Here is a 20,499-nt window from a genome sequence, read left to right as displayed (position 1 = left end):
ATCGTACTGAAATCAGGTCCCTGGAGCGGCAGCCGTCGGAGATGATCACAGCGTGACCGAACAGCGAGTCGACCTCGAGGAGCGATTCCGTGCCGAGCTATCGGCGCTGGAGCCACGGCCGAGCCGTCCTGTCGAACAGCCGCTCGAGGGTGTCGTGCTCACCGGAGCCCAGTGCCTCGATCTTTTCGAATCACAGGCGACCAGTAGGCATCTCGATCTCGCGGCACGCCGGTTGGGCACAGCCAAGCGCGGCTATTACAGCATCGGGTCCTCCGGACACGAGGGCAATGCGGCGGTCGCGGCTGCCCTGCGCTGCACTGATCCGGCGCTGCTGCACTATCGCTCGGGGGCATTCTTCGTGCACCGGGCCAGGCAGGTGCCCGGTCTCGACCCGATCCGGGATGTGCTACTCGGCGTCGTCGCGGCGGCCGCTGAACCGATATCGGGCGGCCGTCATAAGGTTTTCGGCAGCAAACCGGCTGCGGTGATCCCGCAGACGTCAACCATCGCGTCACATCTGCCGCGCGCCGTCGGCCTCGCCTTCGCGATCGAACGCGCGGCTCGGCTCGGCGTCGCCTGCGAATGGCCGTCGGATTCGGTGGTGCTGTGTAGTTTCGGCGATGCGTCGGCCAATCACTCCACCGCCGCCGGAGCCATCAATGCCGCGATTCACACTGCGCGCCAAGGGGTTCCACTGCCGCTGCTGTTCGTATGCGAGGACAATGGGATCGGCATCAGCGTCCCGACCCCGCCCGGCTGGATCGAACAGTCCTACGGCATCCGCCTAGGCCTGCAGTATTTCGACGCCGACGGCTGCGATCTCCTCGACGCCGCGACAACCGCGACCCAGGCGGTCGACTGGGTGCGCGAACACCGCAAGCCGGCCTTCCTCCACCTGAGCACCGTACGGCTCATGGGCCATGCCGGATCCGATGTCGAATCCGCCTACCGCAGCCCCACCGATATCGCCGCCGACCTGCGCCGGGACCCGGTGATTGCAACCGGGCGCCTCCTGATCACCTCCGGCGTCGCAACCCCGACCGAAGTCATCGCACGATACGACGAAATCGGTGGCCGAGTCGCCGCCATGGCCGAATCGGTTTGTCGCGAACCGAAGTTGACCTCCGCCGCTGCGGTGATGGCACCGTTGGCCCCGCTACATCCGGACCGGGTGCGGGCCGATGTCTTGCGTCGAGGCCCGCTCGGGTCTGGTGTCAGAACATCAGCTCAGGTACCGGAGACCGTCGACACCATCGTTCGCGACATCGCGATGAGCGGCAGGCCCGCCCGCGACACCCACAAGCGCCGCCAAGGCACAGCGGAACAAACAGTTACGCAAGATGGTTCGGCGACGCTGGCGCAGGCGATCAATCAGACGCTGGCCGCACTGCTCGACCGGGACAACGACGTCCTGGTGTTCGGCGAGGATGTCGGCCGCAAGGGCGGCGTCTACGGTGTCACCAAGGGCCTGCAGAAGCAGTTCGGAGTGCGCCGTGTCTTCGATACGCTGCTCGACGAACAGAGCGTGCTCGGCACGGCCCTAGGCGCCGGACTCGCCGGATTCGTGCCGATTCCGGAGATCCAATATCTCGCCTACGTGCACAATGCCGCCGACCAGTTGCGCGGGGAAGCCGCCACACTGTCGTACTTCTCCCAGGGGCAATACCGGAATCCGATGGTCGTGCGCATCGCCGGATACGGCTATCAGAAGGGGTTCGGCGGCCACTTCCACAACGACAATTCCATCGCGGCACTGCGCGATATCCCGGGCCTGATCATCGCCTCCCCCGCCCGCGCCGATGACGCCGCCGCCATGCTCCGCACCTGCGTCTGCGCCGCTCGCGTCGACGGCCGCGTCTGCGTCTACCTCGAACCCATCGCCCTCTACCACACCCGCGACCTGCACCATCCTGGCGATAATGCCTGGCTCGCAACACCTTCCGATACCGACCACATCGCCATCGGCCGCGCCCGCGTCTACGGCGACGGCCCCGACCTCACCATCGTCACCTTCGCCAACGGCGTCCCCATGAGCCTGCGGGTAGCCCAACGCCTCTCATCTCGCGGTATCCGAGCCCGCGTGCTCGACCTCCGCTGGCTATCCCCTCTCCCTGTCGATGACCTACTCGAGCACGCCCGCGCCACCGGCCGAGTCCTCATCGCCGACGAAACGCGCCACACCGGCGGTGTCTCCGAATCCCTCTGCGCCGCCCTGATCGACGCCGGTTTCAACGGCCACCTAACCCGCGTAACCAGCGAAGACTCCTTTATCCCCCTCGGCCCGGCCGCCGGCACCGTCCTCCTCGACGAACCCCGAATCGAATCAGCCGCCACCGAACTCGCCAACCGCTGAACCCACGCGGTACTCGCCAACCCCTCGCATCGGCGAGTACCGCGCGCCCGTTGGTCGGCTATCGCCGCAACCGCAGCACCGCTTCCAGAAATTCGCGCATCGACGGCCGAAACCCGTTGCGCGGCTCGTGGATCCATCGCCGAAAACCGCGCCGCTCGTCATCGGGAGATGGCAGCACAACGTATTTCGGCGCAACGCCGATATTCCAGCGCAGCAGCGCGGGCGTCAGACTCTCCGGACATGGCCCGGACGGTCCGGTCAGAAAGGTCCACCGCCGTGACGCCGGGTGTTCGATCACCGGCCCCAACGGCCCATGCTGTTCCGCGACGAATTCCGTTGCCAGCCGGGAGGGCATCACCACCGCACTGACCGGTCCGGTCTGCACGATGATCCGCGTCTCGGTCTCGGGCAGGATGACGGCGGGCAGTTCCAGATCGCGCTGGTAGTGCCGGCAGCGTTGCGCGGTTGTCTCTGCGCTACTGGGCATTTCGCACCGCCCGACAATCGTTCGTGGCTGTAGTCATCCGACATCCCCTCCGCCCCCGCGACGCAGGGATGGTCCTCGATGACGCCCCTGCCTCGGCGTGCCGTGATATCTTTGATGCGGTAATGCTAGCGTGATTATCACGCTTCAGGAAGTGAATCGGATGAGTAGGCTCAGACCGATACGCTGGGGAGCCATGGGAACTCGATTACGGACCGCGCGAAAATTGTTGCTGGGACGCGAAATCGAGCATATGGTCCGCACCGGGGGCGTCAGTCAGACCGAGGCCGGCAAGATCATCGAGTCGACCCAGAGCCGAATCAACCAGTTGATCAATGGAGTCGGCGCCATCAGCGTCGGCGATCTCGAACTCCTCGCAACGACACTGGGTTTCACCGACCCCGGCTATATCGAGACGCTCAAGGAACTGCGTCGCGACAATCACAAGCGCGGTTTCTGGACCACCGGCCACCGCCGCGCCTACGTCGAGGACCTGCGACTGCTCGTCGATCTGGAGGCGCATGCCAGCCTGTTGCGCACCGCCGAGGCGGAGATCATGCCGGGACTCATCCAGTGCGAGTCCTATATTCGCGCACTGCACGAACCGGTCACCCCGGTCGCGGCGGACCGCGTCACCGTCGAGGAGTCGGTGCATGCGCGGCTGGCCCGGCAACAGGTGCTGACCGAGGCGGACCCACCGGAGTTCCGCGCGATCCTGTCCGAATCCTGTCTGCGCCGCGAATACGGCGGGCGCGAGGTGATGCTCGAACAACTCGAGCATCTGTCGAATCTGTCCAGGCGGCCGAATATCCTGATCCAGGTGCTCCCATTCACCGTCACCACGCGCGGGGCCGGGATGGAGGACCGGTACACGCTGGTACGGGTGCCGTCGCCGGGTGCGGCGGGTGATCTCGAGATGGCGATCGTGGAGAGTCAGGGCGATATCCGCTATATCGATGACAAACCCGCGGTGGCCGCCCGCGAAACCGTATGGTCCCGGCTCAGTGCCGCCGCACTCGGCGCCGAGGACTCCCGGAAATTCATGGAGCACGTCGCACGATCATTGCGCCGCAAGACATTTACCAGCACTTGACGAATCAGGAGCCCCCGGATGTCCGCCGACTTCGAGCCCCGCGAAATCAATGCGAGCCGACCATCCGCCGCCCGCATGTACCACTACTACCTGTCCGGGGAAGCTGTCTTCGAGGTCGACAAAATCTTCGGTGAGCGGCTGTTCGAAATACTTCCGTTCCTCGACGTGTGGGCCCACCACAATCGCGGATTCCTGCGCCGCGCGACACGATTCATGGTGGAGCAGGGCATCCGGCAATTCCTCGATATCGGTTCCGGACTACCCACCGTCGGCAATACACATGAGGTCGCGCGGGAAGTCGCGCCGGATTCGCGCGTGGTCTATGTCGACAACGATCTGGAAGCGGTCAATCGCGCCCACGACCTGCTGCTGCACGGCGATGCCCTCGACAACACCGCCATCATCGAGGCCGATCTGCGTTACCCCGACCTGATTCTGGACCATCCGGATACCCGGCGGCTGATCGACTTCGGGCAACCGCTCGGCCTCTTGGTCGTCAGCGTCTGGCCATTCGTACCCGACGCCGATCACCCGCACGACCTGATGGCGCGACTGCGCGACCGGCTCCCCTCCGGCAGCTATGCCGCGATGACCCACGTTTCCTTGGACGACGCCGGCCCGGAGATCAAGCAGCAAATGGCCGCGGCCGCCGCACTCTATGACGAAACCTCCGATCCGGTGACCTTGCGCACGCGCGCCGAGTTCACCGCGCTCTACGACGGCCTCGATCTGGTCGAACCCGGTATCGCCTACGCGCCGGACTGGCGCCCCGACCAACCGGTCGACCTGGAAGATACGGCGCGGCCGTGTAATTTCGCCGCCGTTGGCTATAAGCGTTAAAGGACGAGCAACGGGTCTGCCAACCCGGCGCAACTCCTGCTCCACCCCGTTGAAAGGACATGCAATGACGCAGCCCACCTTCACCGTCGCCGAATTCCGCAAGGCGACCTTCAGCTCGCCCAACCAGAACTGCGTGCGCGTCGCACGTAAGAACGGGTGGACTGCGGTCTGGGACGACAAGCTCGCCGATGAGCGCCACACGCCCGGAATGTCATTGCCCGACAACGAAATTCTTGTCTTCACCGATGAACAGTTCGACGCTTTCCAGGCCGGTATGCGTTCGGGCCGCGCCGAGGATCGGCATCTGGCGATATCGCGACGTGACGGCGGATACGTCTTCCATGCCGCTATTCCCCAGCCGATCGATGGCGTGGAACTACGCTTCGACGAGAACGAGTTCGATGCCTTCCGGCGGGGCGTGCTGAACCACGAATTCGATTGCGCGCGATTCATCGCCGCCTGAGTACATCCCGATAACGCCGCCGAATCCGACACGCGGTAGCTCACTTCCCGTGAATCGGATTCGGCGGCGTGACCGAGGAAATACAGTGGACACACGGTGACCAGCGGCGAAAGGGCACGGCTATGACCACGATGTCCATGCTCGGCGAGGTACGACCCGAACACGATCGGGCGATCGAGGAAGGCCGGGTGCTCCTGCACTTTTTGCGGTCGTTCCGCATGCCCGTACTCGACGTATGGTCCGCCTGCGCCGAACACCGGCAATTGGATCGCTGGTTCGGCAAAGTCACCGCGGGCAACGGCAACCTGACCATCGAACCATTCGACGGTCCCGTCCCCGGCCCCATCGCGATCCGCGTCGAAGACTGCCGCGCACCGCATGATCTGGTGATCCATATCGATGGCGGCATCCTCGAACTGCATATGACCCAGGTCGGGGTCGTGACCAATCTCGAACTGATCCGCCGCCATATCTGCCCGGCCGACGCCGGCTCGGTCGGCCCGCGCTGGCAGTACCTGCTGGACCGCCTCACCGCCTACCTGGACCGACGCCCTCTGCCCAGCTGGGCCGACTACCCTGAATTGACCAACGAATACCGCTGACCCGGCTATTGCGTGAGAGCTGGATCCGGGACCAGGTCGCGCAGGTGACTGGTGATCAGGGCGTTGACCTCGTCGGTGCGTTCCAACTGCACGAGGTGACCCGCGTCCGCGATCTTGGTGACGGCGCGCAGATCGGGAACGTTCGCGCGCAGGGTTGCCAGCGGATCGCGCCCGCTGAATCCCTCCATATCCGGATCTCGATCGCCGTAAAGGAAATACGTCGGAACAGAGACCTCGGCGTCGGCGAATTCAGCGGTGAGTGCCCAGTTCCGATCGAGCACCCGGTACCAATTGAGCCCGCCGGTGAATCCGGTGTGCTCGAAATCCTTTGCCAGGGTGTCGAATTCGGCGATGGAAAGCCAGCGCCACGGCAACAGCGGGGCTTCGGGGAGAACGTCCAGGTAGCCGGTGCCCTCGGCCGGAAAGCGCCAGGTGTCGAGGTAGTGGTAGTCGGCGCTGAGCGAATAGTAGACGCGAGCCAGGAATTCCCTCGAGCGGCCGCCCAATTCGGCATCGGCCACACCGGGCTTCTGAAAATAGTCCAGGTGCAGGAAGTGACGCTGGGCGGCCTTGGCCCACAATTGCGATGGCGCGCGCGGCGGCCGCGGGGCGAACGGATTATTGAGCACGATGACACCGCTGACCCGCTCCGGCGCGCGCAACGCCAACTCCCACACGAGCGCGGCCCCGAAGTCCAGGCCGACGAAGACCGCCTGCTCGGCGCCCATGTCATCGAGCAGTGCGAGTAGATCGCCGATGACTGCGCGGTTGGTGTAGTCCTCGATATCGGTAGGCACATCGGTACGCCCGTATCCGCGCAAATCCGGCGCAACGGCCCGATAGCCCGCCGCGGCGACGGCCGCGAGCTGGCGATGCCACACGAACCAAGTATGCGGAAAGCCGTGGCAGAAGATCACCGGATGACCCTCGCCCTGTTCTGTGACATGCATGCGAATGCCGTTGCTCGTCACGAACCGATGAATCAATTCCACTACGGCCTCCAATAGCTAGAACGTGTTCTTGTTTCACGGTAATGTCCCGGGATCGTGAACGGAATACCTCAGGTTCTAGGCGGCCGGGTCGCGGTGGTGACCGGCGCGAGCCGCGGCATCGGCAAGGGCATCGCGCTGGAGTTGGGTACGGCAGGCGCCACCGTGTACGTCACCGGGCGCTCGGCCGTACCGGGACGCCTACCGGGGACCGTGCACGCGACCGCGGCCGAGATCGACCTGCTCGGTGGCGTCGGGGTTCCGGTCGTCTGCGATCACCGCGACGATGATGCGGTCGAGCGACTATTCGAGCGGATCCGTAATGAGCACGGCCGACTCGATGTACTGGTGAACAATGTCTACAACGCCCCAGCCGCCGCGCGCTGGTTGGGCAAACCGTTCTGGGAGGTGCCGCCGCAGGCCTGGGATGAGACCTTCGATGTCGGCGTCCGATCACATTATGTCGCAAGCGTTTTCGCGGCCCCCCTGCTGATCGAATCGGCAGGCCTGATCGCCAATATCTCCTCCCCCGGCGCCGAGCGCTACATGCACAACGCGGTATACGGCGTAGCCAAGGCCGCGCTGGACCGGCTCACCTCCGATATGGCCGACGACCTCGCCGAGTCGGGCGTCACAGTGGTCTCGCTCTGGCCCGGAATCGTCGATACCGAACTGCTGCAAATGGTGCCACGCGATAAGGACGGCCGGCGCGTCGTCACCCTGCCCGGTGAGGGCAGCTATGACCTCGACAACGCCGAATCCCCCCGCTTTCCGGGTCGCGCCGTCGTCGCACTGGCCGCCGATCCGGACCGCTGCCAACGATCCGGATCGGCTTGGCGCATAGCGGATCTCGCCGAGGAATACGGTTTCACCGACGTCGACGGCCGCATCCCGCGCAACGACTGAGATTCAGACGAGACTCAGGAAGCGCTGCACCGATCGCAACGGCGTCGGCTTGATCCGCCAGGTCAGATAGATATGCGAGCGCGGCGCATCCACGATGTCGAGATAGACCACGCCCGGATGCGGTGCCCGAGTGCGCGCCAGCACCGGCACAATCCCGATACCGCGTTCCGCCGCGACGAGCTCGATCCATTCGTCGAAATTCGTACAGGTGATGACGGTTCTGTTGGGATCGGGCGCGTCCCACGATTCGGCAGTGGTGGTGCCGGAAACGGTATTGGCCACCAGCGGATAGTGCGCGAGATCAGACCAGCGCACCTCGACCGCGGTTGCCAGCGGCGAATGCACCGAAACCGCCAGCACCCGCCGCTCCGAATCGATTTCGCGGGATTCGAGATGGTGCGGCAGCCAGATATCGTTGCGGTGGATGGCGATATCGATCGAGCGGTCATCGAGTGCCGCCATCGGATCCTCCACGCGGCGCAACGAAATCCGGCCGCCCAGCGCCTCGAAGCGGGTGCGGATCGCGGCGAACCAGGCATCGGGCAGCAGCCAGGAGAAGCCGACCTCGATCGTGGCGCGCATGCGCAGGTCCGCCTGGACGGTCTCGATATCGCCGATGATGCGTCTGCTGTGCTCGAGCAGTTCGGCTCCCTCGTCGGTCAGCTCGAAACGCCGGGATGTGCGCTCGATCAACCGGCATTCGACCAGACGCTCCAACTGCTGGATGGTTCGGGTCAGCGCGGGCTGGCTGAGGTGTAGCCGGGCGGCGGCGCGGGTGTAGTTCGCTTCCTCGCAAAGCGCCAGGTACGCCCGCAGGTGCCGCAGCTCGATATCCATGCGTCGAGCGTATACATCGTGCACAGAAAGCATTTCACAGGCTGGGAAACGGATCATACCGTCGAATCTTGTGACCGCATCGGCTCTCCTCGACACCCCACGCCGCACCCTCGCACCGGCACTGGCCGCAGGTGCGGGCCTTGCCGGCGCTGTCGGTGTCGGACGCTTCGCCTACACACCGCTACTGCCCACGATGGTGGACGCGCACCGCATCGATGCCCACGCCGGCGCGCTCATCGCCGCCGCCAACTATGCGGGCTATCTGACGGGCGCGGTGCTGCTCGCACGTCGTCCGGATCTGAACAGCCGCAATACTTTTCGCATTTCGGCAGTGGTTCTGGTGGCCAGCGAAGCCCTGGTCGCGATGCCCGGCCCCGTGATGCTCCCGGCGCTGCTACGACTGATCGCGGGGGTGGCCAGTGCGGTGATCTTCGTCGGCTGCGCCGGCGCGATCGCTCGCCTCGGTGGCCGCCCGCACGCGGCGGGCATCGCCTTCGGCGGGGTCGGATTCGGTATCGCGTTCACCGGATTGCTCGCGCTCGCAGCGCGACCGACGATGTCCTGGCAGGGCCTGTGGCTCGGTGCCGCCGGACTGACCGCTGCGCTCTTGCTGCCCGCCTTCGGACTGGATATTCACGGCTTGCGGAGCATCGAGGTGGTCCGCGCGAAACGTACGAGTACGGCTTGGCGCGCGCTGTTCATCGCCTACACGCTCGAAGGCGTCGGCTATATCGTGCTGGGCACCTTCTTGGTCGCCGCCGTCGGCGCGCACAACGCGACGGTCGGGTCGGCGATGTGGGTGATCGTCGGCGGGGCCGCCGCACCGGCGGTGCTCTGGAGCATTGCCGCCCATCGCTGGACGCCGACGACCGCCTTGGTACTCGCGCTTCTCGCGCAGTGCGCGTCGTCGGCCCTGCTCGCCTGCTCGACGACCATGTGGTCGGCGATCATCGCGGCGGCGCTGTTCGGCGGGACGTTCATGGGCATCTGCATGCTCGCGATCCAGATCGGCATCGAATTGACCGACCACCGGGCTACGGCCACACTCACCGCGGGCTATGGTGCGGGGCAGATGCTGGGTCCACTGGTCGTCGCACCGGTAATCGGCGACGGTTATTCGACGGCTTTCGTAATCGCGACCCTCGTGTTGGCGGTGGCGACAGCGGCTGCCGTCATCGTCGCCAGGCAACTCAAGCGAACTTGATCTCCAAGCCGATACCGAGAATGGCGATGAGCCAGATCAAGCCGGTGAAGATGGTGATGCGGTCGAGGTTCTTCTCGACGACGGTCGACCCCGAAAGGCTGGACTGCACGCCGCCACCAAACAAGCTGGACAGACCTCCACCTTTGGCGCGGTGCAGCAGCACCAGCAGCACCAGCAGCACGCTGGTGATGATCAGGAGGATATCCAGGAACATCCGCATGCCGGACAGTCTATGGGTGTGCGTCGTTACCCGCATAATCCACCCCGGCTCGACGCGACCTACGGTGTGTCTACCGCGACCAGGTGTGTGGTGGTGTCCTGGCCGATCATGAACTCCGCGACGGCGCGTTCGCGCAGTTGGTCCTGGGCGGTCAGGCGTACCTGATGCTGGTGCATATGCTCCGACCACGAGCGCACCACGAATGCCTCCACATAGCGGTCGACCACCCCGACATCGCGATACAGCCGCCATTCCATCGCGCCGGTGCGCTGCATGGACCGTCCGACGAACACCATCGCGGCCAGGAATTCATCGACCTTCTCCGGCGGGACATCGTAGGTGCGCAGCACCAGCACCGGTCCGTCCTCAGGATCCGGTTCGACCACGAGTTGCGGTTCCGGCCAGAAGGCGCTCGGGCTCAGATCCAATTCCTCCGCATTGTGGCGGATCGGCAGCCAGACCGAACTCAGCGCGGAACCTGCCAACAGCACCGCCGCCACCAGTAGCGCGGCCACCGGGCCAACCGCGCCCGCGACCAGCCCCCATACCAGCGAACCGAGTGCCTGGCCGCCCATGAACACCAGCATGTACACCGACAACCCACGCGCCCGCACCCACGCCGGCAGCAGCAGTTGCATGGTCGCGTTCATCGTCGACATGGCCAGCAGCCAGGCGAATCCGGCTCCGACCAACAGCACGAGCACCACAGGCACGCTGTGCAGCACAGCCGCACCCGCCGATGCGATGCCGAACAAGATCGCGGCCGCGGTCAAACGCTGTGTGGGGGTCAGCAGCGTGCGGACCCGACCCAGGCCGACCGCACCCGTCACCGCGCCGAGGCCGAGCGCGCCGAGCAGCAGACCGTAGCCGGATGAGGACAAGCCGAGCTCGTCACGGGCGATCACGGGCAGCAGCGCCCACACCGCGCTCGCCGGGGCGATGAACAGAATCGAGCGCAACAGCACCCGACGGATCGCGGGCGCGGCGCGAATGAACCGGGTGCCCGCCTGCAGCGCGGCCAGCGGACGTTCACTGGGCAGCTTCCGTTCCTTCGCCGGTCTGCGCCAACTGACCAACACTGTGACAATGCCGACGAATGAGACCGCATTCAGTGCGAACACCAGCGTCGGCCCCGACACCGAAACCAGCACACCCGCGATGGCCGGCCCGACCGCGCGCCCGATATTGATATTCATGCTGCCCAGCGCCGCGGCGGATGGAATCTCTTCGCGCGCAACGAGTTCTGGCTGAATGGCCTGCCAAGACGGTCCCGTCAACGCCTGCCCGCACCCGAGCAGGAACAGCAACGTCAACAGCACGCCGGGAGTCGTGTGCCCAGTCGCCGTCGATACCGCGAGCACCGCTGCCAACACCGCCATAGCCGACTGCGCCCCCACCAACAACCTGCGCCGATCCAACAGATCCGCCAACACCCCCGACGGAATCGACAACAGCATCACCGGCAATGTCGTCGCCGTCTGTACGAATGCCACCAATGTCGCGGCATTGGGCGCGTCGACCAGAATCCACTGCGCCCCAACGGTTTGCATCCAGGTACCCAGATTCGAGACCAACTGCGCGATCCAGAGCGCCCGATAGATTCGCGACCGTAACGGCGCCCAAGTGGATAAAGGTGTCGTCGCATCGGCAGTGGTCACGGGCCCGAGCATAGCTACGGGTCGAAATACGTGCCGTTCGCTATTTCGCTCAACGGTGCGCTGGTGCTGGCAACGGCCTGGGCGCGGGTCCGTCCGATGGCAGGCCGGGGCTGCTGGTCGAGCAGCGGGATCGGCCGCCGCAGATCGACCATGGTCGCCAGCGGGATCGGGTCTTCGCGCTCGATGCCGGGCCGGACCGCTGGTTGTTTGTGGTCGGCAGCTGAGTTGCGCGGTTTCCAGCGGCGACGCCCGTACCATCGGCTACATGTCGGCTACAACGGTGCGCGTCGGGGTTCTGCTGGCTATGGCGGCCGGTCTGGTGGCCGGGTGTTCGGGTGATGACAAGCAAGAGGAGAAACCGGCGGGGTCTCCGATGGGACGGACATTTGTCTCGACCGGGGTCGTGGGGCAGCAGATTCCTGGCGGCGGGCCGATGATCCTCACCTTTGCCGATGGCAAGATCTCGGCGAATTCCGGCTGTAATACGGCCGACGGCACGGTGGATCTGACCAATGGGATCCTGCACGTCGGGACGCTCGCGAGCACACTGCTGGCATGTCCGGAGGAACGTGACCAGGCCGATAGTTGGCAGGACAAGGTGTTGACGTCGCTGCCCAAATGGCGGATCGACGATTCGACACTGACGCTGACCGGGAAGGAAATAACGGTCACTTTGCTGGACAAGAAGGTCGCCCAGCCCGATAAGCCGCTCATCGGCACGACATGGATCATCTCCGCCTTGATGACGCCCGATGCGCAGATCCGTTCGCAGACGCTGGACGATGTGAAGCCCACGCTCACCATCGCGGCGGACGGTGGGGTCTCCGGCAACACCGGATGCAATCGTATGACCGGTCACGCCACCCCATCACCGGCCGCAAACGGTCCGGACGTCACGTTCCAGATCGGAACCACGAAGATGGCGTGCGCACCGGAGATCATGGAGGTCGAACAGGGGGTGCTGAAAGCACTCGACGGCAAGACGACGGCCACCGTTGACGCGGACACGCTGATCCTGCGCAATACCAACGGCTTCGGCCTGACACTGCGCGCGGCGTAGCCGTGGACGAAAATGCCTCCCGCACACCGGATCTGCGCCACCCAGACCGCAAACGCACCTGGCATGTGGAGATCGGTCCGTGGCCTGATCTTCCGTCCGCCCACATCGAGAAGCTGCCCACGCCGCCGTCACCGGTGACCCTCGTGCGCTACGCGGAGCTCTACACCGCCGCCGGGCGCGCCCGCCGCACCGAAGACGGCGGCTGGGATGTGGATGCCGTCACCGCACTACTAGCCGCGCGAGACGAATTCCTGCACACCATCTTCACTTTGGGCTTCATCGACCCCGATGGCGCGCTCCTGGCCGAATGCTCGGTCGGCATTTCCGGTACCACGGCCGTGCTGTACATCGTGCACGCCACCAAGCAGCCCGCCGAACTCGCCCACCTCCTGCGCGGCACCCTGTACCGGTTACATGTGCACTATCCGGACGTCCGGACCGCCGAGATCTCGATGGACCCGCGCGACGAGCCACTCGAGCTGGCACTAACAGCCAGCGGTTTCATCGTGAATCACCTCTGATTCCGACTACTTCCGCGTCAGGATCACACGGTCCGCAATCCGCTCCGCCTCCCCGGGCGGCGCGAAGTAGAGTTCCATGGTCACCCGATCCGCCGACTCCAGTTCGATCACCGTCCGCATTCGATCACCGTCCGCATCGGAATCGGCTTGCCGACGAACTGCGGACCGAGCACGCCCGGATCGGTGAACTCCCCGGCCACCTCGATGTCGGCAGCGCCGCCGCTGCCCTTGGCGCCCTTGTAGGTCATCATCATCGGCGTCACGCTGTCCACCGTCGACCATTCGTAGCGGTCGTCGGTCGGCGAATAACCGAGTGTGCCGAGCCGGTAGTACGGTTTGCCGCCGAAGGTTCCCTCGGCCTCCTCCTGCATGAAGTTATTGCCCGTCTTGCCGATCCAGTGCCAGCGTGAGGTGATATCGCTCTTGATCGGATTGTCCGCGGTTCCGCCCGCGATAAAGGTCGACTTCGCGCCGTTCCATTCGCCCACCAGCTGGTCCAGCTTCAGGTGCCCGGCATCCTGGTTGGTGGGAGCCGCCTCGGAACTCGATATGGTCCCCACCGCTGATGGGGAATCGTCGGAGCATCCGGCCCCGAACGCGGTGAACGCCATAAGCGCAACCGTGACCAGTGCGCGCGCCTTCGTTGATCTCACGTGAAAGTCCTTGTCGCCAACTGGATCTTCAGACGCGAACAGCATCGCACCACCGGCACCGGTACGCCTCGCCCCGAGCGGGAAGTCCCGAACGCAAATCAGCCCGGCAACACGCGATCAGGCGTGCTACCGGGCTGGTTTGAACATTCACCCGTCAGGGCAGCGGACCACCCGCGGCAATCGCGGACAGCGTGGCGAATTCGTCACCCTTGAGCGACGCACCGCCGACAAGTGCGCCGTCGATATCGGTCTGCGCGACCAACTCGCCGACGTTCTTGGCATTCACCGACCCCCCGTAGAGCACCCGCACACCCGCCGCGACCTCGGCGGAGGCCAGTTCGACGAGCTCCGCGCGAATCGCACCGCAGACTTCCTGCGCGTCGGCGGGGGTTGCGACCTTACCGGTGCCGATGGCCCAGACCGGCTCGTAGGCGATGACGATCTTCGAAACCTCTTCGGCCGTCAGGCCTTTGAGCGAGCCGCGCAACTGCTCGAGGTTGTACTCGACGTGGGTCTTCGCCTCGCGGACATTGAGACCTTCGCCGATGCACACGATCGGGGTGATCCCGTACTTCAGCGCCTGCTTCGTCTTGGCCAGCACGGTGGCGTCGTCCTCTGAGTGGTACTGCCGCCGCTCCGAGTGGCCAACGACCGCGAAGGTGCAGCCCAGCTTGGACAGCATCGCGGCGCTGATCTCACCGGTGTACGCGCCCGCGTCGTGTGTCGAAACATCCTGCGCACCATAGGTGAGCAGCAGCTTGTCACCCTCGACGAGAGTCTGCACGCTGCGGATATCGGTGAACGGCGGAATCACCGCGACGTCGACCTTGGCGAAGTACTTCTCCGGCAGCGCGAAGGCGATCTTCTGCACCAGGGCGATGGCCTCGAGGTGGTTGAGGTTCATCTTCCAGTTGCCCGCGATGAGCGGTTTGCGTGCCATGGTTCAGTCCTCCAGTACCGCGATACCGGGCAATTCCTTGCCCTCGAGGTATTCCAGGGATGCGCCGCCACCGGTGGAGATGTGCGAGAAACCGTCATCGGGCAGGCCGAGCGCGCGCACGGCTGCGGCCGAATCGCCACCGCCGACAACGGTGAACGCACCCTTGCCCGTCGCCGTCACGATCGCCTCAGCGATACCCCGGGTACCGGCGGCGAAGTTCTCGAACTCGAATACGCCCATCGGGCCGTTCCAGAACACCGTCTTCGCCTCGGTGAGCAGTACCGCGAACCGGTCCACCGACTCGGGACCGACATCCAATCCGAGCCAGCCGTCCGGAATCTCGTGGGCGGGCACCACCTTCGAATCCGCGTCGGCCGCGAACTTATCCGCGACGACGATATCGCGTGGCAGGTGGATGACATCCGCGTAGCGCTCCAGCAGGCCCTTGCAGGTCTCGATCATCTCCTCCTGCAGCAGCGAGCCGCCGACCGAAAGCCCCTGTGCGGCAAGGAAGGTGAAGCACATGCCGCCGCCGATCACCAGGGTGTCGACCTTGGGGGCCAGTGCCTCGATGACGGCCAGCTTGTCAGAGACCTTGGAACCGCCGAGCACGACCGCGTACGGGCGCTGCGAGTTCTCGGTCAGCTTGGCCAGCACCTCGACCTCGGCGGCGACCAGCGTGCCCGCGTAATGCGGCAGCAACTCGGCCACGTCGTAGACCGAAGCCTGCTTGCGGTGCACCACACCGAAGCCGTCGGAGACGAACGCGCCATCATCGCCGACCAACTCGACCAGCGCCGCCGCCAGCTTGGCCCGCTCGGCATCGTCCTTGCTGGTTTCGCGCGGATCGAAGCGCACATTCTCCAGCAGCAGCACATCGCCGTCGGTCAGGCCCTCCGAGCGTGACAGCGCGTCGTAGCCGACGACGTCACCGGCCAGCTGGACATTGCGGCCCAGCAGCTCGGCCAGCTTCACCGCGACCGGGGCGAGAGAGAACTTCGGATCCGGCTCACCCTTCGGGCGGCCCAGATGCGCCGTGACGACCACCTTGGCGCCGGCCTCGACCAGCGCCCGCAGCGTCGGCACCGAGGCGATGATGCGGCCCGGGTCGGTAATCTCGCCGTTCTCGTCGAGGGGGACGTTCAGATCGGAGCGCACGAGCACGCCCCGACCCTCGACACCCTCGTTCAGCAGATCCTGGAGCGTCTTGACTGCCATGCGCGTCAGAGCGACTTGCCGACGAGGCCGATGAGGTCGGCCAGGCGGTTGGAGTAGCCCCACTCGTTGTCGTACCAGGAGTACACCTTCACCTGGTCGTCGATGACCTTGGTCAGCGGCGCGTCGAAGATCGACGAATGCGGGTCGGTGACGATATCGCTGGACACGATCGGGTCCACGCTGTACTTCAGGATGCCCTTGAGCGGGCCATCCGCGGCGGCCTTGAACGCGGCGTTGATCTCCTCGACCGTGGCCTTCTTGGCCAGATCCGCGGTCAGGTCGGTGATCGAACCGGTGGGGATCGGGACGCGCAGCGAGTAGCCGTCCAGCTTGCCGTTCAGCTCGGGCAGCACCAGGCCGATGGCCTTGGCGGCGCCGGTGCTGGTCGGCACAATGTTCAGCGCGGCAGCGCGGGCGCGGCGCAGATCCTTGTGCGGGCCGTCCTGCAGGTTCTGGTCCTGGGTGTAGGCGTGAATGGTGGTCATCAGACCCTTGACGATGCCGAACTCGTCGTTGAGGACCTTCGCCAGCGGACCGAGGCAGTTGGTGGTGCAGGAGGCGTTGGAGATGATGTTCTGGCTGCCGTCGTACTTGTCGTCGTTGACGCCCATGACGACGGTCAGATCCTCACCCTTGGCGGGCGCGGAGATGATGACCTTCTTGGCGCCCGCGGCGATGTGGCCCTTCGCCTTGGTCGCGTCGGTGAAAATGCCGGTGGATTCGACGACCACGTCGACGCCGAGGTCACCCCATGGCAGGGCGGCCGGGCCCTCCTTGATGGCCAGCGCCTTGATCCGCTGCTCGCCGACCACGATGGTGTCATCGCCGTCCAGCGACACGTCCTGCGGCAGGCGGCCCAGGATCGAGTCGTACTTCAGCAGAGTGGCCAGCGTCGCGTTGTCGGTGAGGTCGTTGACCGCGACGATCTCGATGTCGGTGGTGCCGAGCGCCTTCTGCGCCTCCACCGCCCGGAAGAAGTTACGTCCGATACGGCCGAAGCCGTTGATGCCTACCCGGACAGTCACGTTATCGCTCCTCAGCTTTCAAGCGGATTCATTCCGATGCCATAACCACACTAGTGCCCAGCCGTGCACTCTCCGACACGCACCTGGCATTCGTGAGGACGTGGGACCTGCGCAGACGCCCGTCCGTGTGGTTTCAGCGCACTAGTGCGCCGTCCGCGCCCTTGTTTCCGCTCACTACGGAATCCGATGCTCACCACGGCCACATGCCGCCCGAGCAGGTCCGACACCCGTGACCGCGGCGGCCTGGCGCCGGACCGCGGACCGTTAGCCGGGTAGACAGCTCAGCCTCGGAAAAATACGAATCGCCGCCCATTCGGACGGCGATTCGGCTCACGCTTCGTCGAGCAGTTCGGCGGTGACGGCCGATTCGGTATCGGGTACGCCCAACTCCTTGGCCCGGCGGTCCGCCATCGACAGCAGCCGTCGAATCCGGCCTGCCACAGCGTCTTTCGTCATCGGCGGATCGGCGAGCTGGCCGAGTTCCTCCAGTGACGCCTGGCGGTGCTGCACCCGCAGCTTGCCAGCGGCGGCCAAATGGTCGGGCACCTCGTCGCCCAGAATATCCAGTGCGCGTTCGACTCTCGCGGCGGCGGCGACCGCGGCACGGGCCGATCGGCGCAGATTCGCATCGTCGAAATTGGCCAGGCGGTTCGCGGTGGCCCGCACCTCGCGGCGCAGCCTGCGCTCCTCCCAGACGATCCGGGTGTCCTGCGCACCCATCCGGGTCAGCAGTGCGCCGATCGCCTCGCCGTCGCGCACCACGACCCGATCGGTGCCGCGCACCTCACGCGCCTTGGCGGTGATGCCGAGCCGCCGCGCCGCGCCGACGAGCGCCAGCGCGGCCTCCGGACCGGGGCAGCTGACCTCGAGCGCCGAGGAGCGACCCGGTTCGGTGAGCGAGCCATGCGCGAGAAACGCTCCACGCCAAGCGGCTTCGGCATCGCCGATACTGCCGCCGACCACCTGGGCGGGCAGACCTCGCACTGGACGTCCGCGCACATCGAGCAGACCGGTCTGTCTGGCCAGCGCCTCGCCCTCCTTGGACACCCGCACCACATAGCGCGAGGTCTTGCGTAGACCGCCCGCGCCGAGCACGTGCACATCGGAGCCGTAGCCGTACAGCTCGAAGATCTCCCGCCGTAGCCGCCGCGCGATGGAACCCATATCCACCTCGGCCTCGACGATCACCCGCCCGCCGACGATGTGCAGGCCGCCGGCAAACCGCAGCAGCGCAGACAGTTCCGCCTTGCGGGAACTCACCTGCGAGACCGTGAGCCTGCTCAGTTCGTCCTTCACTTCGGCTGTCATCGCCACGAGACGCGCTCCTTTCCACCCAACCCGGAACGCACATCCTGACCCATGTGCCGTCCCTCGACTCGAAGCCCTGCCATATGTGGCCGAGGTTGCCGGATCAGCTGATCCAGTGCGGCGGCAAGCTTTCCGGGGTGATGCCGGTCGGTTCCCGCTTCGGCGACATCGGAGAAGGTTACTCGCGCCCGCAATTGTTCGGCAGCCCTGGCCACATGTTCTCTTTCGCGACCTTCCGGCACCGACCCGGAATCGACCAGTACCTCGTCGACCACGAATTCCGGTGCGTGCTGGGACAATACATGGAGATGGCGTTCCGCGGAGAAACCCGCCGTTTCTCCCGGCTCCGCGGCCAGATTCAGCACCAGGACTTTGCGCGCTCTGGTATATACCAGCGCATCACGCAATTCGGGCACCAGCACGTGCGGAATCACGCTGGTGAACCAGGAACCCGGGCCCAGCACAACGACATCGGCGTGTTCGATGGCCGAGGTGGCCTCCGGACTGGCGGGCGGATCGGACGGAATCAGCCGCACGCGCCGCACCTTACCCGGTGTCGTCGCGATGGCGACCTGGCCGCGGATGCAGCGGCTCACGCGTGGGTCCGCTTCCAGCCCAGAAACATCCGCCTCGATATCGAGGGCGATGGGCGACATCGGCAGCACCCGCCCGGTGATACGCAACATCTTGGCGACCTCGTCCAGCGCAGCGACCGGATCGCCGAGCACCTCGGTCAGCCCGGCGAGGATCAGATTGCCGACCGAATGTCCGGCGAGTGCGCCAGTGCCGCCGAAGCGATGCTGCACGGTGCGCGTCCACACATCCTCACCGTCGGCGGCCAGCGCCGCGAGGGCCATGCGCAGATCGCCGGGCGGTGGCACACCGAGTTCGGCGCGCAGTCTGCCCGATGAACCGCCGTCATCGGCGACGGTCACCACCGCGCTGATCTTTCTGGTCAGCCGCCGCACCGCGGTGAGCGTCGCGTACAGGCCGTGCCCGCCACCGAGCGCAACTATGGCGGGATCCGATTCCCACCCCGTCATTCGCGCCCCAGATCCCGGTGCACGACTCGTACGACATCGGCTGGACCGGATTTCTCTGCCTGCAGTGAATCGAACACCGCGGAGCCGATCAGTTCGCCGAGTGCCTCGGCGATCGCAACGCTGCGGTGTTTACCTCCGGTGCAGCCAACTGCCACCGTCATGTATCGCTTCCCCTCTTGGCGGTAACCATTCGTCGTCAGGTCGACCAGGTGGTGGCAGGTGCTCAAGTAATCGGCCGCGCCGGGACGCGACAATACATACTCGCTGACCACGGTCTCCTGTCCCGAATGTTCCCGAAGTTCCGGTATCCAATGCGGATTGGGTAGAAAACGCACATCCAACACCATGTCCGCATCGAGTGGAACCCCGTACTTGAATCCGAATGACTGCACCGTCAGCTGCAGTGCGGTGGGCGCCCCGCCGCCGTAGGCCTCCTCCAACTTGCGGTGGAGCTGGTGGATCGAGAGTTCGGTCGTGTCGATCACCAGGTCGGCCGCCGCTTTCACGGCAGACAGGCGTATCCGTTCGGCCGCGATGCCCGCCGAGAGCGTACCGTCGGCGCTTTCGCTCTGCAGCGGGTGGCGTCGGCGCGCGAAGCCGAAGCGTCGGATCAGCACGTCATCGGAGGCCTCCAGGAACAAGATCCTGGTCGGTACTCCCGCCGATCGCAGCTGATCGGTGACCGCCGAGAGATCGCCGGTGAAGAAGCGGCTGCGCACATCCATGACCAGCGCGAGGCGGCGAATCGGCGGTTCGGCGGAGGCGCCGAGTTCCACCATCGGGCCGATCAGCTCCGGTGGCAGGTTATCGGTGACATACCAACCCAGATCCTCGAGTACACGGGCGGCGGTGCCGCGACCCGCGCCGGATAGGCCGGTCACGATGACCACCTCGACCTTCGGCTGCGGTGGGTTGCCGTCGCCGCGTTCGACAGGTGCGCCGAGAGTGCCCGCGGGACCGGTCCGCCCAGCGGTCGACCGCGGGCTGCCCGCACTGTTGTTCGATTCGACGCGTGTCATGTCCTACCGGATCTGTGTCAGGGTGCCTGTCGATCATCCCGCACCGGTTCCGGTATCGGGCGC

The 20,499-nt window shown here is 65.5% G+C and carries 22 protein-coding genes; 9 read left to right on the top strand and 13 right to left on the bottom strand.

The genetic code is table 11. From position 1 onward, the window contains the following. The first annotated feature begins 52 nt into the window (after nt 1-52). Entirely contained in the window at nt 53-2,353 is a 2,301-nt protein-coding gene (locus ACIBI6_RS02645) for a thiamine pyrophosphate-dependent enzyme (protein ID WP_364340304.1), read from the top strand. 58 nt (nt 2,354-2,411) lie between these two features. On the opposite strand, the gene ACIBI6_RS02640 is transcribed toward ACIBI6_RS02645, so the two are convergent. Continuing rightward, complete coding sequence (locus ACIBI6_RS02640; RefSeq protein ID WP_396955085.1) at nt 2,412-2,840, bottom strand: hypothetical protein; 429 nt, start codon at nt 2,838-2,840, stop codon at nt 2,412-2,414. A gap of 193 nt (nt 2,841-3,033) precedes the next feature. On the opposite strand from ACIBI6_RS02640, the gene ACIBI6_RS02635 reads away from it, so the two are divergent. The 4 genes from ACIBI6_RS02635 (at nt 3,034) to ACIBI6_RS02620 (ending at nt 5,835) form a co-directional block, all read left to right on the top strand. Next, nucleotides 3,034-3,930: a Scr1 family TA system antitoxin-like transcriptional regulator gene (locus ACIBI6_RS02635; RefSeq protein ID WP_396955084.1), complete on the top strand. Its 897-nt coding sequence runs from the start codon at nt 3,034-3,036 to the stop codon at nt 3,928-3,930. A gap of 18 nt (nt 3,931-3,948) precedes the next feature. Continuing rightward, a complete protein-coding gene (locus ACIBI6_RS02630; RefSeq protein ID WP_364340297.1) occupies nt 3,949-4,770 on the top strand; it encodes an SAM-dependent methyltransferase in 822 nt (273 codons plus the stop codon). Between the two features lie 64 nt (nt 4,771-4,834). Beyond that, nucleotides 4,835-5,233: a DUF397 domain-containing protein gene (locus tag ACIBI6_RS02625; protein WP_396955083.1), complete on the top strand. Its 399-nt coding sequence runs from the start codon at nt 4,835-4,837 to the stop codon at nt 5,231-5,233. A 122-nt stretch (nt 5,234-5,355) separates the two neighbouring features. Further along, nucleotides 5,356-5,835, top strand: a complete 480-nt coding sequence (locus ACIBI6_RS02620) for a hypothetical protein (RefSeq protein ID WP_396955082.1) — start codon at nt 5,356-5,358, stop codon at nt 5,833-5,835. Between the two features lie 5 nt (nt 5,836-5,840). On the opposite strand, the gene ACIBI6_RS02615 is transcribed toward ACIBI6_RS02620, so the two are convergent. Then, nucleotides 5,841-6,827 carry an alpha/beta hydrolase gene (locus ACIBI6_RS02615; RefSeq protein WP_364340290.1) on the bottom strand — a complete coding sequence of 329 codons (987 nt, stop codon included), beginning with the start codon at nt 6,825-6,827 and terminating at the stop codon, nt 5,841-5,843. A 54-nt stretch (nt 6,828-6,881) separates the two neighbouring features. On the opposite strand from ACIBI6_RS02615, the gene ACIBI6_RS02610 reads away from it, so the two are divergent. Next, nucleotides 6,882-7,730 carry an SDR family NAD(P)-dependent oxidoreductase gene (locus ACIBI6_RS02610; protein ID WP_364340288.1) on the top strand — a complete coding sequence of 283 codons (849 nt, stop codon included), beginning with the start codon at nt 6,882-6,884 and terminating at the stop codon, nt 7,728-7,730. 3 nt (nt 7,731-7,733) lie between these two features. Here ACIBI6_RS02610 and ACIBI6_RS02605 read toward each other — a convergent pair whose 3' ends face one another. Then, nucleotides 7,734-8,567, bottom strand: coding sequence for a LysR family transcriptional regulator (locus ACIBI6_RS02605; protein WP_364340286.1), 834 nt, complete (start codon nt 8,565-8,567; stop codon nt 7,734-7,736). A gap of 70 nt (nt 8,568-8,637) precedes the next feature. On the opposite strand from ACIBI6_RS02605, the gene ACIBI6_RS02600 reads away from it, so the two are divergent. After that, nucleotides 8,638-9,771 (top strand): YbfB/YjiJ family MFS transporter, encoded by a 1,134-nt coding sequence (locus ACIBI6_RS02600; RefSeq protein WP_396955081.1) that lies wholly within the window; start codon nt 8,638-8,640, stop codon nt 9,769-9,771. On the opposite strand, the gene secG is transcribed toward ACIBI6_RS02600, so the two are convergent. The 3 genes from secG to ACIBI6_RS02585 are packed head-to-tail and all read right to left on the bottom strand — an operon-like array spanning nt 9,758 to nt 11,801. Continuing rightward, nucleotides 9,758-9,991, bottom strand: coding sequence for a preprotein translocase subunit SecG (secG, locus tag ACIBI6_RS02595; RefSeq protein ID WP_062991810.1), 234 nt, complete (start codon nt 9,989-9,991; stop codon nt 9,758-9,760). The two genes, ACIBI6_RS02600 and secG, sit on opposite strands and share 14 nt — an antisense overlap. Before the next feature lie 59 nt (nt 9,992-10,050). Beyond that, entirely contained in the window at nt 10,051-11,661 is a 1,611-nt protein-coding gene (locus ACIBI6_RS02590; protein ID WP_364340280.1) for an MFS transporter, read from the bottom strand. Between the two features lie 2 nt (nt 11,662-11,663). Next, on the bottom strand, nt 11,664-11,801 hold the full coding sequence (locus ACIBI6_RS02585) for a hypothetical protein (RefSeq protein ID WP_396955080.1): 138 nt from the start codon (nt 11,799-11,801) through the stop codon (nt 11,664-11,666). Between the two features lie 113 nt (nt 11,802-11,914). Here ACIBI6_RS02585 and ACIBI6_RS02580 point away from each other — a divergent pair, with 113 nt between their 5' ends. Further along, the gene (locus ACIBI6_RS02580; protein ID WP_364340278.1) at nt 11,915-12,709 is read left to right on the top strand and encodes an META domain-containing protein; all 795 of its coding nucleotides are present in this window, start codon (nt 11,915-11,917) and stop codon (nt 12,707-12,709) included. A 2-nt stretch (nt 12,710-12,711) separates the two neighbouring features. Continuing rightward, the gene (locus ACIBI6_RS02575; RefSeq protein WP_364340276.1) at nt 12,712-13,230 is read left to right on the top strand and encodes a hypothetical protein; all 519 of its coding nucleotides are present in this window, start codon (nt 12,712-12,714) and stop codon (nt 13,228-13,230) included. A 107-nt stretch (nt 13,231-13,337) separates the two neighbouring features. Here the strand turns inward: ACIBI6_RS02575 and ACIBI6_RS02570 are convergent, their stop codons facing one another. The 7 genes from ACIBI6_RS02570 to rapZ form a co-directional block, all read right to left on the bottom strand. Continuing rightward, on the bottom strand, nt 13,338-13,883 hold the full coding sequence (locus ACIBI6_RS02570) for a DUF1579 family protein (RefSeq protein WP_396955079.1): 546 nt from the start codon (nt 13,881-13,883) through the stop codon (nt 13,338-13,340). Between the two features lie 154 nt (nt 13,884-14,037). Further along, nucleotides 14,038-14,823 (bottom strand): triose-phosphate isomerase, encoded by a 786-nt coding sequence (tpiA, locus tag ACIBI6_RS02565; protein ID WP_364340272.1) that lies wholly within the window; start codon nt 14,821-14,823, stop codon nt 14,038-14,040. 3 nt (nt 14,824-14,826) lie between these two features. Then, complete coding sequence (locus ACIBI6_RS02560; RefSeq protein ID WP_364340270.1) at nt 14,827-16,041, bottom strand: phosphoglycerate kinase; 1,215 nt, start codon at nt 16,039-16,041, stop codon at nt 14,827-14,829. Between the two features lie 5 nt (nt 16,042-16,046). Continuing rightward, nucleotides 16,047-17,066 (bottom strand): type I glyceraldehyde-3-phosphate dehydrogenase, encoded by a 1,020-nt coding sequence (gene gap, locus ACIBI6_RS02555; protein ID WP_327099906.1) that lies wholly within the window; start codon nt 17,064-17,066, stop codon nt 16,047-16,049. Between the two features lie 330 nt (nt 17,067-17,396). Further along, nucleotides 17,397-18,380, bottom strand: coding sequence for a DNA-binding protein WhiA (gene whiA / locus ACIBI6_RS02550; RefSeq protein WP_364340266.1), 984 nt, complete (start codon nt 18,378-18,380; stop codon nt 17,397-17,399). Next, nucleotides 18,371-19,417: a uridine diphosphate-N-acetylglucosamine-binding protein YvcK gene (gene yvcK, locus ACIBI6_RS02545; RefSeq protein ID WP_364340264.1), complete on the bottom strand. Its 1,047-nt coding sequence runs from the start codon at nt 19,415-19,417 to the stop codon at nt 18,371-18,373. Before yvcK ends, whiA begins: the two co-directional genes overlap by 10 nt. Beyond that, nucleotides 19,414-20,436 carry an RNase adapter RapZ gene (gene rapZ / locus ACIBI6_RS02540; RefSeq protein ID WP_396955078.1) on the bottom strand — a complete coding sequence of 341 codons (1,023 nt, stop codon included), beginning with the start codon at nt 20,434-20,436 and terminating at the stop codon, nt 19,414-19,416. Before rapZ ends, yvcK begins: the two co-directional genes overlap by 4 nt. Nucleotides 20,437-20,499 lie beyond the last annotated feature (63 nt).

The sequence above is a fragment of the Nocardia sp. NPDC050412 genome (genome assembly GCF_044458825.1).
In the GTDB taxonomy this organism is placed as follows: domain Bacteria; phylum Actinomycetota; class Actinomycetes; order Mycobacteriales; family Mycobacteriaceae; genus Nocardia.
The sequence above is the reverse complement of the archived record's forward strand: the minus strand, read 5'-3'. Positions and strand labels throughout refer to the sequence as shown.